At 43.7% G+C, this 13,049-nt stretch carries 16 protein-coding genes; 10 read left to right on the plus strand and 6 right to left on the minus strand.

Features of this window, described 5'->3' with window-relative positions; translation table 11 throughout:
* Nucleotides 1-3 precede the first annotated feature (3 nt).
* The 6 genes from ccoG to ccoN all read right to left on the minus strand — a co-directional run bounded on the left by ccoG (nt 4) and on the right by ccoN (nt 5,248).
* Nucleotides 4-1,476, minus strand: a complete 1,473-nt coding sequence (gene ccoG, locus HVMH_RS10680) for a cytochrome c oxidase accessory protein CcoG (RefSeq protein ID WP_029912203.1) — start codon at nt 1,474-1,476, stop codon at nt 4-6.
* Between the two features lie 127 nt (nt 1,477-1,603).
* Nucleotides 1,604-1,750, minus strand: coding sequence for a hypothetical protein (locus tag HVMH_RS10685; protein ID WP_169736213.1), 147 nt, complete (start codon nt 1,748-1,750; stop codon nt 1,604-1,606).
* Nucleotides 1,751-1,821: 71 nt separating this feature from the next.
* On the minus strand, nt 1,822-2,721 hold the full coding sequence (gene ccoP / locus HVMH_RS10690) for a cytochrome-c oxidase, cbb3-type subunit III (protein ID WP_029912201.1): 900 nt from the start codon (nt 2,719-2,721) through the stop codon (nt 1,822-1,824).
* Nucleotides 2,722-2,744: 23 nt separating this feature from the next.
* Entirely contained in the window at nt 2,745-2,927 is a 183-nt protein-coding gene (locus HVMH_RS10695) for a hypothetical protein (RefSeq protein WP_152832140.1), read from the minus strand.
* Nucleotides 2,920-3,747: a cytochrome-c oxidase, cbb3-type subunit II gene (ccoO, locus tag HVMH_RS10700; protein ID WP_029912199.1), complete on the minus strand. Its 828-nt coding sequence runs from the start codon at nt 3,745-3,747 to the stop codon at nt 2,920-2,922. Before ccoO ends, HVMH_RS10695 begins: the two co-directional genes overlap by 8 nt.
* A gap of 70 nt (nt 3,748-3,817) precedes the next feature.
* A complete protein-coding gene (gene ccoN, locus HVMH_RS10705) occupies nt 3,818-5,248 on the minus strand; it encodes a cytochrome-c oxidase, cbb3-type subunit I (RefSeq protein ID WP_029912197.1) in 1,431 nt (476 codons plus the stop codon).
* Between the two features lie 417 nt (nt 5,249-5,665).
* Here ccoN and hisB point away from each other — a divergent pair, with 417 nt between their 5' ends.
* From hisB to HVMH_RS10755, 10 genes are all read left to right on the plus strand, one after another.
* Nucleotides 5,666-6,253: an imidazoleglycerol-phosphate dehydratase HisB gene (gene hisB / locus HVMH_RS10710; protein WP_029912195.1), complete on the plus strand. Its 588-nt coding sequence runs from the start codon at nt 5,666-5,668 to the stop codon at nt 6,251-6,253.
* The gene (gene hisH, locus HVMH_RS10715) at nt 6,253-6,885 is read left to right on the plus strand and encodes an imidazole glycerol phosphate synthase subunit HisH (protein ID WP_029912192.1); all 633 of its coding nucleotides are present in this window, start codon (nt 6,253-6,255) and stop codon (nt 6,883-6,885) included. Before hisB ends, hisH begins: the two co-directional genes overlap by 1 nt.
* A 32-nt stretch (nt 6,886-6,917) precedes the next feature.
* A complete protein-coding gene (gene hisA, locus HVMH_RS10720) occupies nt 6,918-7,661 on the plus strand; it encodes a 1-(5-phosphoribosyl)-5-[(5-phosphoribosylamino)methylideneamino]imidazole-4-carboxamide isomerase (RefSeq protein WP_029912188.1) in 744 nt (247 codons plus the stop codon).
* A gap of 10 nt (nt 7,662-7,671) precedes the next feature.
* Nucleotides 7,672-8,445: an imidazole glycerol phosphate synthase subunit HisF gene (gene hisF / locus HVMH_RS10725; protein WP_029912185.1), complete on the plus strand. Its 774-nt coding sequence runs from the start codon at nt 7,672-7,674 to the stop codon at nt 8,443-8,445.
* Complete coding sequence (locus HVMH_RS10730; RefSeq protein WP_029912181.1) at nt 8,442-8,771, plus strand: phosphoribosyl-ATP diphosphatase; 330 nt, start codon at nt 8,442-8,444, stop codon at nt 8,769-8,771. Before hisF ends, HVMH_RS10730 begins: the two co-directional genes overlap by 4 nt.
* A gap of 81 nt (nt 8,772-8,852) precedes the next feature.
* A complete protein-coding gene (locus HVMH_RS10735; protein ID WP_029912177.1) occupies nt 8,853-9,173 on the plus strand; it encodes a histidine triad nucleotide-binding protein in 321 nt (106 codons plus the stop codon).
* A gap of 162 nt (nt 9,174-9,335) precedes the next feature.
* Nucleotides 9,336-9,581, plus strand: coding sequence for a Sec-independent protein translocase subunit TatA (locus tag HVMH_RS10740; protein WP_029912175.1), 246 nt, complete (start codon nt 9,336-9,338; stop codon nt 9,579-9,581).
* A 40-nt stretch (nt 9,582-9,621) separates the two neighbouring features.
* Nucleotides 9,622-10,107, plus strand: coding sequence for a Sec-independent protein translocase protein TatB (gene tatB, locus HVMH_RS10745; RefSeq protein ID WP_051623102.1), 486 nt, complete (start codon nt 9,622-9,624; stop codon nt 10,105-10,107).
* 3 nt (nt 10,108-10,110) lie between these two features.
* Entirely contained in the window at nt 10,111-11,208 is a 1,098-nt protein-coding gene (gene tatC / locus HVMH_RS10750; protein ID WP_035629048.1) for a twin-arginine translocase subunit TatC, read from the plus strand.
* Nucleotides 11,177-13,045: a thioredoxin domain-containing protein gene (locus HVMH_RS10755; protein WP_162174193.1), complete on the plus strand. Its 1,869-nt coding sequence runs from the start codon at nt 11,177-11,179 to the stop codon at nt 13,043-13,045. The genes tatC and HVMH_RS10755 overlap by 32 nt, the downstream gene beginning before the upstream one ends.
* Nucleotides 13,046-13,049 lie beyond the last annotated feature (4 nt).

Consider the following 13,049-nt stretch of genomic DNA (forward strand, 5'->3'; position numbering starts at 1 on the left):
CAACTAGCGTAGTTTTGGACCAATGAACATACTGTCGTAGTCGGCTTTAATTGCCGGCTTATCCATATCCTGAACATGGATCTCAATTGGTGTATTGACTTCCTTCAAATCTTTGGTAGGAATTCTCACCAAAATCTCTGCTGTCCCAACCTCACCAGGAATAACACGCAACTCTTTATCCACGATATACATTAATGACGCAGGACCTGTAACCGTAATTTTCGCGTTTAAAGGCTTGTCCGTTTTATTAACGACTTTTGCATAGTATTTATTCTGGATCGTACCATCACTCATTTGAACAAAAAGCGGCGCACGTTCGTGGAGAACTTTCATGTCAATTGGAGACATTGTTAACAGCCCCCAAATCAGCATAGCCGCTGCAAAAGTCATGATACCTGTATAAACAATAACTCGTGGTCGTTTAAACAACGGTACAAAAGGTTTGCCTGCGAACTCCGCTAAGGATGCGTATCGAATCAACCCTACAGGCTTCTTGATTTTCTCCATAACAGAATCACAAGCATCAATACACAAGCCACAGGTAATACAACCAAATTGCTGCCCCTTACGAATATCAACACCCGTAGGGCAAACCGCAACACAAAGGTTACAATCAATACAATCACCTAATAGTGGCGCTTCCTCACCAGGCTTCGCACGTTTCATTCTTCCACGAGGTTCACCGCGATCAACGTCATAGGTTGGCACAACTGTTTCTGTATCAATCATTGCACCTTGGATACGAGCGTATGGACAAAAGCCGATACAAACCTGCTCTCGCAAAAAACCCGCGAAAAATACCGTCGCAGCGCCCAATCCTAAAATAATCGAGGTTTCTGTAAACGTCCACTCAAACTTGAACAAGCGATACCAAAGATCAAATGCCGGATCAAAATAGGCAACAAAAGAAAAGCCCGTCAAAAAGCCTATCGCGGTCCAAGCTACCCACTTAGGAAACTTTGTTTTGATTTTCTTAAAACTAACTGACTCATTGTCTAGTGCGATTCGTTTGTTAGGTTGCCCTTCAAACTTTTCCTCTATCCAAGTAAAGGCATCTGTCCAAACCGTATGAAAACATGCATAACCACACCATAGTCTGCCGGCGACTGCGGTGGTTGCAGCTAGCAACAATGCAAAGAACAATAAAATCATTGCCAGCATCCAAATATCTTGTGGCAAGATTGTGATCCAAAAAATATGGAACTGCCGACCGGCCAAATCAAACAATATTGCTTGATTGCCATCCCAACGTAAATACGGTGACAAAAAGAAAATGGACCATAGCGCCATAACTACCCATTTTACATTGCGAAACTTACCCGAAATCCTTTTTGCATGAACTGTCCCTTCTGTATGAACAGTCAGCAACTCAACGCCAATATTCTGGAGATTCTTGTTGGACGTATCCATTTCGTCAAGCAATGATGCCATATGGTTTGAGTCGTGTGACTTCACTTCTTTTTGTACATCTGACATTACTTATTCCTAGTAAGTTAAAAAACAAAAAAATTGTATAAGAAACCGTGCTTATTTTCTAAGCAATGTTTTTTATACAATTAAATAAATGAATATAAAAAAGGCCTACAAATGTAGGCCTTAAAAATTAATTGCTGGAAGAGTCATCTTCGTTTTTTTCGAGTCCTTCAATTCCTCTTGTCGCTTTCCATGCAAAAGCCACTAAAGAAACGATCGTTGCAACTACTGCTGCAATTGAGACCCATAGAACCATATCGCTATTTAAGTCATTCATACCCAACCTCCATTGATTTAGATCAATTTTCTTTACATAAAAAAAAGGAGAACCTAAGTTCTCCTTTAATTCTATTGTCCACCACCTAAAGAGTAAACATAAACCGCTAAGCGTTTAATATTAACCTCTGGGTTCGGCAATCTTTCTTTAAATGCCGGCATAACCGCATTTCTTGTGTGAGGAATCAACTCACCATTTTTCTTAACATTCACACCATATTTAATGGTTCTGATGATGTCATCTTTGTCACCAGCAAAACGCCAGATATGATCCGTTAGGTTTGCTGCACCAGCAGGAGCCAATGGCTTACCAGCAGGTCCGTGACATGCAAAACACATACCTTTAGTATAAACAGCCTTACCAGCAGCTACACTTGGATCATTTCCTTTACCATTAGATAAAGCAATTACATAATCAGCAACATGGTTGATATCTTCATCAGTCAAGTTACCCATCATGCCTTTAGCTGGCATGTTACCAATACGACCATTAGTAATAGTCGCTTGGATTTGAGCTGGCTTACCACCCCACAACCAATCATCATCAGCTAGAACAGGGAAATCAGGGTTACCTTGTCCACCTGCACCATGACACGCTGCGCAGTAATCACCAAATAACATTTTTGATGTTTTAACCGCATAGGTTGTCAAATCCTTGTCTTTTAGGATTTGATCAACTGATAGTGCCGCCAATTTTTCTTCTTGATCAGCAAACTTTTTCTTACGCCAGTCCTTCAAGACTTTATAGTCTTCGTGGTACTCACCAACCTGAGTCCAACCCGCTAAACCTTTAGTATGCGAGTTTTCCAACGGAATAGTTGGGTAGTAAAGCGCATAAAAGATGATCATAACAAAACCAGCATAGAAGGAAAGCATCCACCAAAGAGGAGGCGGATTATCCAATTCGCGGAGATCCTCATCCCAAATATGCCCAGTATTTCCTTCGTCTGGCCATGGATTATGATGTGCCATAATTTATTCTCCTCAGAATAATTTTAATCTTCGTCTAGAATTTTGTATTTTTCTTGCTCAAGCTCTTTTCTTTTACTTGGGCGAAGGGTACGCGCAAAAGTAATCAGCATACCGAAAAACACAACAACCGTAATCGTTAATCCAACCCAGTCTGAGGTCGTCATCGAACCCCAGTCTGTGCTGAAATATGCCGAGATATTACTCACGGTAAGATTTACTATCGTCTAGTTTAACCATCGTACCTAACACTTGCAGATACGCTACCAAAGCATCCATTTCTGTATAACCTTGAACTGCTTTATCAGCGTTTGCGATTTCTGCATCGGTATAAGGTACACCCAACTCACGCATGACTTTCAAACGCTCTTTCATGTCACGTTTGGTGCCGAAGAAGCTTTTTGAAATTGGGTTTTCAGCTAACCATGGATAAGCCGGCATAACTGATTCCGGAACCATATCCTGTGGACGCATCAAATGCATTACGTGCCATTCGTCAGAATACTTACCACCAACACGAGCCAAATCAGGACCAGTACGCTTTGAGCCCCATTGCATTGGGTGGTCGTAAATTGATTCTGTTGCTAGCGAGAAGTGACCATAACGCTCACGTTCATCACGGAAAGGACGAATCATCTGGGAGTGACAAATATAGCAACCTTCACGCAAATAAATATCGCGACCAGCAAGCTCTAGTGGAGTATATGGACGAACACCATCGCCTGGTTTCCAATCACCAATTACCCATTTCCCATTCTTATCTTGCTTATACAAAACCTTATCCGAAACTAACTTACCGTCAGTATTCACAGTAAAGGTTCTGTGCCATACAAGCTCAGGGAACTTTTTGTTTTCCAGGTTTCCATATTTATCTGTTTGTTCAGTGTAATCAACAGCACTTTTTAGATAGAACAATGGAACAATTTCTACGATACCCGCGATGGATACCATGAAAGCAGTTGCCAAAAACAACCCGAAAATATTTCGTTCTAGGCGTTCTTGCAAATTTCTTGGTTTACTATCTGACATGAGTCTATGCTCCTCAACTCATAATTTATCTAACTTGCGAGAGACCTTATAGCTCCCGCAAACCTCAGCATTAAGCTTGGGCAGCAACTGGCGTTGACTGTCTTGCTTCAGCAGTTCTAATTGTCATTACGATATTGAACAACATAACAACCGCTCCAGAGAAGAACAAGAAACCACCTACTGTACGCATAACATAATATGGATGCATAGCAGCTACAGACTCAGCAAAAGTATATGCCAACGTACCGTATTCATCATACGCACGCCACATCAAACCTTGCATAATCCCTGATACCCACATTGCAACGATATAGAACACAGTTCCGATAGTCGCCAACCAGAAATGGAAGTTAATCAACTTCATTGAGTACATTTCAGTTTTCCATAGCTTCATAACCATATGATAAATCGCACCGATAGAAACCATCGCAACCCAACCTAACGCACCAGAGTGTACGTGACCAATAGTCCAGTCAGTGTAGTGAGATAATGCGTTTACCGTTTTTGAAGCCATAACAGGCCCTTCAAACGTTGACATTGCGTAAAACGCCAATGAGATGATCAAGAAGCGCAAAATATAGTCAGTACGCAATCTGTCCCAAGCACCTGAAAGCGTCAACATACCGTTCAAAGCACCACCCCATGAAGGAATAATCATCGCTAGAGAGATTACCGCACCCAAAGAACCTGTCCAGTCTGGAAGTGCTGTATATTGCAAATGGTGAGCACCCAACCAAACATAACCGAACATCAATGCCCAGAAATGGATAACTGACAGACGATATGAATAGATAGGACGTTGTGCTTGCTTAGGTACAAAATAGTACATGATTGCAAGGAAACCAGCAGTTAGGAAGAAACCTACCGCGTTATGTCCCCACCACCATTGAATCATTGCATCTTGAACACCAGAGAACAAAGAATATGAGCGGAACAAAGAAACAGGAATCGCCAAACCATTTACGACATACAAGTAAGTGATCGCGATCATCATTCCAAGGAAGAACCAGTTGGATACATAAACGTTCGGATGCGTTTCTTTATTTCTCGAAGCGATCGTCATCACGAAGTTCAAAGTATAAAGTGTCCACACAAGAGCAATTGCGATAGCCAAAGGCCACTCTTGTTCATGGTACTCTTTACCTGTAGTCATACCCAAAGAGATTGTAACAACTACTGCCAACAAACCAACAGTGAACAAAAGTGCTGTTACCCAAGCCAGACCATTGCTCCATAGCCTAATACCGTTTGTACGCTGTACGGTATAGAAAGCAGTCGCCATCAACGTCATACCACCAAACGCAAAAATAACTGTATTGGTGTGCATTACGCGCAATCTAGCAAACGTAATCTCAGGAATATCAAAGTTTAAAACCGGCCAGGCAAGTTCTGCAGCAGCGTAAGTACCAAACATAGTACCGACAACTAAAAACACAACTGCGCCAACCGTTAGGTACTTAACCACACCATTGTCATATTGTGGCTTTGCGATAGTATCCATTAGCTGGATCCCCCTTTTAGTCAAAATTAATTCAACCCCAAATCAAAAATGAAATTGGTTATTGAAGTCCCTCAGGCGGCATTATAAACATTAATCAAAAATCTGCTTGTGCCAAAGCAGACAAAAAATTAATATAAATCAAGAAAAAGCACTGAAGCCTCAACACTTTATTCATTTTTCATGAAGCTTTCACATTCATTAACGCGGCAATTATCTCAAAGAACCCCCATAATTTCAGCCTTAATAAGACAAATTTTTTTTATACCACATATTAGAGTTTCTTAATTCTTTTCGTAATTGAGCAATCCCAGCTACCAGAGAGTTTCAGAGGCTCAGCGCCACAATTCATTCAAACTCAGCAACTTTTTTTGAAAACCACTATAATATTCGCAACTTGATTACCCAGGACTTTTACACATGCGACATGCATTCATCGAAAGAGCTACGCTTGAGACACAAATAAAGGTTTCTATCGACTTAGATGGCACAGGAAAGGCTAGCCTGGACACAGGCGTTCCTTTTTTCGAGCACATGTTGGATCAAATTGCCCGCCACGGACTGGTTGACCTAGATATCAAAGCGAATGGTGACACTCACATTGATGACCACCACACAGTTGAAGATATTGGCATCACGCTTGGCATGGCACTAAAAGAAGCCGTTGGCGACAAAAAAGGCATTCAACGTTATGGGCACGCTTATGTACCATTGGATGAAGCGCTGTCCAGAGTGGTTATCGACCTATCAGGAAGGCCTGGACTGGTTTTCAATGCGGACTTCACAAAAGGCGCTATTGGAAGCTTCGATACAGAATTGGTATATGAATTCTTCCAAGGATTTGTTAATCACGCCCAAGTAACGCTGCACATTGACTGCTTAAGAGGTCACAACGCTCACCATCAAGCTGAAACAATTTTCAAAGCTTTTGGTCGCGCACTGAGAATGGCGCTTGCCAATGATGAGCGCATGGCTGGCGTTCTGCCATCCACAAAAGGTGCCCTTTAATGACAAAGCATGTCGTTGTCGTTGATTACGGAATGGGAAATCTACGCTCGGTTGCTAAAGCTGCCGAGCACATGGCAAATGATCAAACAAAGATCGTCATATCAAGTCACCCTGAGGACATAGACTCTGCGGACGCCATCATCTTCCCGGGACAAGGTGCGGCAAAGGCTTGCATGCAGGCTCTGAATGAAACCGGCATGATTCACAGCCTGCAAAAAGCCGCGAATGAGAAACCTTTTCTCGGCATTTGCATGGGGCTTCAAGTTTTAATGACACACAGCCAAGAAAACAACGGTATTGACTGCTTGAATATTTTAAAAGGTGACGTCGTTCAATTCGACCTAACAGCATACCCGGAACTTAAAATGCCACACATGGGCTGGAACCAAATCCACCAAACTCAAGAACACCCGCTTTGGCACAACATTCCACAAGACAGCCGCTTTTACTTTGTACACAGCTACTATGTCATGCCGGAAGCGCCAGAGATCATTGCTGGTGAAACCACTCACGGCACCAAGTTTACGTCAGCCATTGCCAAAGACAACTTATTCGCGATTCAAGCACACCCAGAAAAGAGCGCCGAATCTGGCCTACAGCTCTTCAAAAACTTCTTGAATTGGCAACCTTAAAATTAACAAACTAAAGATTTAACGTACTGAATATGCTACTAATTCCTGCTATTGATTTAAAAGACGGCCAATGCGTCAGACTACGCCAAGGCATTATGGAAGATGCAACCGTATTTTCCGGAGACATCGTTGCCATGGCACAACGTTGGATTGATGAAGGTGCTCGACGCCTACACATGGTGGACTTGAACGGCGCCTTTGAAGGCAAACCCGTTAATGGTGACGCGGTCTACCAAGTTAGAGAACATTTCCCTGAATTGCCAATCCAAATTGGCGGCGGTATCCGCGATTTACAAACGATCGAAGCCTACTTAAACGCTGGGGTCAGTTATTGCATCATTGGCACTAAAGCCGTCCACAACCCTGAATTTGTCGCCGAAGCCTGCAAAGCGTTTCCTGGTCACATCATGGTTGGACTTGACGCCAAAGACGGAATGGTCGCCATCAACGGTTGGGCAGAAGTTACTGATCACCATGTCGCAACACTGGGCAAACAATTTGAAAACGATGGAGTAGATGCCATTATCTATACCGATATTGGCAGAGACGGCATGATGCAAGGCGTCAACATTGAGGCAACACAACAGTTAGCCCAGGCATTGAACATTCCGATTATCGCTTCCGGCGGCATCACTAACCTGGACGACATCAAAGCGCTTGCAACCATTGAAAGTGATGGTGTCATTGGCGCCATTACCGGGCGAGCCATCTACGAAGGGACTCTAAACTTCAAAGAAGGCCAAACTCTTTCTGACCAGTTGTCTGTGTCACATTAAAGGGCAAACCATGAGCTTAGCGAAACGTATCATCCCTTGCTTAGATGTCGACAACGGACGCGTCGTCAAAGGCGTCCAGTTTGTCGACATCCGCGATGCTGGCAACCCTGTTGAAATCGCCAAGCGTTACGACGAACAAGGTGCCGATGAAATCACTTTCCTCGACATTACAGCTACCGCAGATGACCGTGCAACGATGGTTCATGTTGTCGAAGAAGTCGCTAGTCAAGTATTTATTCCACTAACGGTTGGTGGCGGTATTCGTACGGTTGAAGATATCCGCCGCATGCTAAACGCCGGTGCGGATAAAGTTGCTATCAACTCAGCAGCGATATTCAACCCTGCTTTTGTTCAAGAAGCCAGCGACACTTTTGGGTCTCAATGTATTGTTGTCGCTATTGATGCTAAAAAAGTCAGCTTAGCCGGCGATCCTGACAAGTGGGAAATCTTCACCCACGGTGGGCGCCGAGAAACCGGCATTGACGCTATTGAATGGGCGAAAAAAATGGAAGCACTCGGTGCGGGCGAACTGCTGGTTACCAGCATGGATAGAGACGGTACAAAAATTGGATTTGACCTAGAATTGACGCGCAACATTGCAGACTCGGTCAACATCCCTGTCATCGCATCTGGCGGTGTCGGTGAACTGAAACACCTAACCGAAGGCGTTGTCTCCGGCCACGCTGAAGCCGTATTGGCCGCCAGCATTTTTCATTTTGGTCAACACACCGTGCAAGAAGCCAAACAAGCCATGCAAAAAGCAGGTATTGAGGTACGACTATGAGTGAACTTCTGCGACAACTCGATGAAGTGCTAGAAAACAGAAAACAGGAATCTGCTGAGGATTCTTACGTCGCCAGCCTGTACCATAAAGGCCTCGACAAAATCCTTAAAAAAATCGGTGAAGAAGCAACCGAAACGGTAATGGCAGCAAAAGACTGCGACAATGCCTCCGACAAGTCACACCTTGTTTATGAGGTGACCGATCTTTGGTTCCACACCTTGGTTTTACTTCACCAACAGGGCTTGACCAGCCAAGACATCCTTCAAGAACTTGAACGGCGTTTTGGACTTTCAGGCCATGTTGAAAAAGCCAATCGTAGCGAATAGAATTTAACCCCTTTCTTTGTTTACGGCATCAAAAGTGCCTACTAGAAAACAAAGTAATATGACTCTCACAAGGAAAGCATCATGACTCTTGAAAAAAGTATTTTTAGCAAAATCATTGATCGTGAGTTGCCTGCTGATATTATTTACGAAGACGAAAAATGTATCGTCATCCGTGACATCAACCCAAAAGCGCGCATCCACCTTCTTATTATTCCAAAAAAGCAAATCGCCACACTCTTTGACCTTTCACCAGAAGACAAAGATTTGATGGGACACATGATGCTGCTTTTGCCACAACTGGCTGAATCTCAAGGACTTGATGGTTTTCAAACACGAATCCATACCGGAGAAAGTGGCGGACAGGAAGTATTCCACATCCATATCCACTTATTAGGAAAATAAATATAGGCATTAAATGCTTTAAACAAGTCATAAACTTTTTTTAACGAAAAACGCCTATTTCAAAGCGAGTTTTTTGTACGTTAAGTTGTTGACTCTGTTAATATTGGCAATCAATTTTTTGAACCCCTATTTGTAAATGCGTTCAATGACTGGAGAAATAGAATGGGCATTAGTATTTGGCAATTATTAATTATCTTAGCAATCGTTTTGGTTTTATTCGGAGCTAAGCGTCTTCGCAACGTAGGAACAGACCTAGGTAATGCAATCAAAGGCTTCAAAAACGCCGTTAAAGAAGAAGAAGAAAACAAAGACGCTACAGCAACTACCGAGCAAAAGCTTGAGAAGAAAGAAGGCGAAAACGTCTTTGACGTAAAGGCTGAAGAGAAAAAAGAAAAGCCTGACGCTTAATCTTTAAGCTCTCAATCTTTTTTAATATTTCGCATTTCCTATGTTTGATATTGGCTTTACCGAAATCCTAATTGTTCTCGTGGTGGCGCTTATTGTCATCGGGCCTGAACGCATGCCTGAAGTTGCCCGAAAAATTGGGCAATTTATCGGTAAAACCAAACACTTCATCAATAGCGTCAAAGAAAATAGCGAAATCAGTTCCGCCGTGCGTGAGCTTCATGATTCCATCAACTTGGAAGAAGAGAAGAAAACCGTTGAATCTGTTTCAGATACCCTAAAAGACGACTTCTCCCAACTTCAACAAGACTGGGAAATTGATGAAATCTCCCGTCCGACTTTTGGTGGTTCAGAGCCTGTAACATCTACCGACACACAGTTCAGTAAAGCGCCGCAACAACCTGTTTTACCAAGTTCGGAACAAGACAAAAAGCCAGCAAAGCCGACTGAAGCTCCAAGCGAAGAAAAAGCAGTCAAAGTTGACACGCCACCTGAAAAAGAACCCGCTCCACAACAAGAGAAAGCTTAGTCCATGAGTTCATCTGCCCTACCGCCTCATGATCAGGAAATGACACTCGTTCAACATCTGCTTGAACTGAGAAACTCAATGACTAAGGGTATTCTTGCCATTCTGGTAGCTTTCTTGGCGCTATTTCCTTTTGCAAATGAACTTTATACTTACATTTCCGAACCGCTGACACGCTTTTTGCCTGCCGGCACAAGCATGATTGCAACAGGTGTTGCATCCCCTTTCTTAACGCCTTTTAAGTTGAGTTTGGTCTTGGGCGTATACGTTGCGATGCCGGTTCTTCTCTATCAGGCTTGGCGCTTCATTGCTCCTGCTTTGTATTCGCATGAAAAACAACTGGTCGCTCCAATCCTGTTTTTCAGCTCGTTCCTGTTTTATGCAGGTGGCGCCTTTGCTTTCTATGTAGTATTCCCTTTGGTATTCGGTTTCTTATCGACCACTGCACCGCATGGCGTTACCATTGCGACTGATATCTCGCTCTACCTCGACTTCGTTATCAAAATGTTCTTTGCCTTTGGCGTAGCATTTGAAGTACCGGTGGTCGTTGTCATCCTGATTTTGACAGGCATGGTTTCTGCCGAGAAATTAACCCACGCGCGCCCTTACATCATTGTGGCAGCCTTCATTATCGGTATGCTGTTAACCCCACCGGATGTGGTTTCTCAAACCATGCTGGCGGTTCCGATGTGGCTACTTTATGAAACGGGCGTGATCGTCGGTGCTTATGTCAAAAAACGACGAGACAAAGCCAAAGACCTGCGTGAAGCCAAAGAGGCGAAATCCGAAACTGGAGAGAAACAAACTTCAGGTGAAGCGAAAACTTCAGCGACAACTGCTTCTGCCGCGGCTGCTTCGACCTTCACACCAAATCCTGTACCGGATGATATTGAATTTGACGACCGCTATGCAGATCAAATCGATTCATTAGAAGAGGATGAGGATTGGGATAATGCCTTTGATGAAATCGATGCAGAATTCCAAGCGCTTGAAGAAGACTACAAAAAACGTCAAAATGACGAGTCACCTCAAAATAGCGACGGTCAGGATGAACCTCAAAACGAAGCGAAAGATGACGCTTCAGAAGAGAAGCCTAAATCTTAAAGAATATGTCTCCCATCAGTTGAGAGCACAAATGATGGCGCGTGGCAGTTTGCCGCACGCCATAAAACACTTATTCACTTGCTTCGCACTCCTTACATCCATTTTTGCCCAGCCATCTCAAGCCAGCGAACTCTCAAGCCACTTAAATAGCAACCAACTTTATAACAATCCATCACCTTACCTCGCAATGCATGCGTCCGATCCTGTTCACTGGCAGACTTGGCAAGCGAGCATTCTTCAACAAGCGCAAAAATCGAACAAAATCATCATGATTTCCAGCGGTTACTTTTCTTGTCATTGGTGTCATGTCATGCAGCGCGAAAACTACCGGAATCCGCAAGTCGCCACTTATCTCAATCAACATTTTATCTCTGTCAAAATTGACCGGGAACTTATGCCCGACCTTGACCGTTATCTGATTGAATTTGCCCACAAAGCCTCAGGGCATGCCGGCTGGCCTGAACATGTTTTTCTCACGCCACAAGGCTATCCTTTCTTTGCGCTAACTTACCAGCCGCACCAGCAATTCATTAACACCCTTAAACGCATACAGACGCTTTGGCAGACTGATCCAACCAAAATTATCAGTGCCGCAAAGCAAGCGATTGCCGATGACGCTCATGCCACCGATGCTAAACAAATCTCATGGCAGCAATTCAAACAGAACTTTTTTCTCACGCTAAGTAATCAGGAAGATGTGCTGGGCGGCGGTTTGAAGACTGAAAACAAATTCCCAAAAGCACCATTGCTGTTATCGCTACTGAATGACTCGAACTTACCGGAAGAACAACAAGATTGGTTGGAACTGACCCTGACGCAAATGCAGCAGCAACAACTTCAAGACCACATTAACGGTGGATTCTTTCGTTACACGATTGACCCAGAGTGGCAAACGCCACATTTTGAAAAAATGCTCTACACTCAGGCTTTATTAGCCAAAGCCTATTTCATTGCCGCAAAGCGCTTTGAACGAAAAGACTTTTTGCAAACAGCAAAAGCCACCCTTGCCTATGCGGAAAAGCATCTTTACAACCCGAAAACACAACTTTTTCTCAGCAGTGAATCGGCAATAGACCGCCAAGGCATTGAAGGCGGAGACTATCTTTGGACACAAACCGCATTACAAAAAGCACTCAATCCAACACAATACCAACAGGTCGTTAAAGACTGGCAACTCAACCAACCAGCGCCCTTTACAATAAAAAATGGCACGCCAGGCTGGCTGCCAAAACCAACCCATCAAAACTGGCAAGCGATTCAAGCCAAACTGATGCGTCCGATTAACAACATCCCGACAGACAGCAAAAATATTTTAGGCTGGAATGGACTCATGCTGTCTGCCTATGCCGAGGCAGTAGAAACTACACCCAACAACCAGGATTATCATCAGCAAGCTAGCCAACTTGCCAAGCGTTTGATGGACGCCTTCAATCAAAACGCCGGGCAAAAAATCAGTACACCGCGCGCTTATTCAAAAGACAATCAGCCCATGGGAACAGCAACGATTCAAGATTATGCATTTGTCTTTCAAGGGTTAAGAGACTGGCAAAATGCTACCCATAACAGCACCATTACAAACACACTTCAAAAACTTTCAAAGCAAGCTAACACCCGTTTTTTCACCGCAAAAGGTTGGCTTTATACCTCAGCACCACTCCTTCCGGGGCAAGTTGGTGACTGGGCGATTCCTGATGGTGCACTCCCCAGTCCAACGGCAATATTCGACTGCACCCAACCTGGCAGATTTTCTCAACTAGGTTCACAAGCCACTTCACAACTCAGCACTTCACCGCTAGACTATGCGTCTTATTTAACTTGTCGAAACAACACTGACTGATTCC

It is taken from the genome of Hydrogenovibrio marinus (assembly GCF_013340845.1).
GTDB classification, from domain to species: domain Bacteria; phylum Pseudomonadota; class Gammaproteobacteria; order Thiomicrospirales; family Thiomicrospiraceae; genus Hydrogenovibrio; species Hydrogenovibrio marinus.